1 protein-coding gene is annotated in these 239 nt (G+C 63.2%); it reads right to left on the bottom strand.

Features of this window, described 5'->3' with window-relative positions; translation table 11 throughout:
* Nucleotides 1-239, bottom strand: a 239-nt coding sequence (locus B3849_RS16055; protein WP_286780429.1) for a molybdopterin cofactor-binding domain-containing protein, incomplete at both ends; no start/stop codon positions are given.

Genomic DNA, 239 nt, shown 5'->3' with positions numbered 1-239 from the left:
GTCAGCTTGTCGCCGTCCCATTGCGCGATCGCGGCGTGGGGTTCCATCGCCGACGAACTATGCCCGCCGGTGCGATAGGTTTCGTCCACGGTATAGGCGGCTTGCGACAGGGCGGCGTCCAGATCACCTTGGGAGGATTGTTTTTCCTTCGGTGTCTCGATCTCTGCCGTTTCCAGGTCGGTGACCGCATCGTCGGGCGTGATCTGAAGCTCGACCATATGGGCCGCGTGGCGGGCCTC

The organism is Sulfitobacter sp. UBA4523, from assembly GCF_002388305.1.
Taxonomy (GTDB): domain Bacteria; phylum Pseudomonadota; class Alphaproteobacteria; order Rhodobacterales; family Rhodobacteraceae; genus Sulfitobacter; species Sulfitobacter pontiacus.
This window is presented reverse-complemented; position numbering and strand designations above follow the sequence as displayed.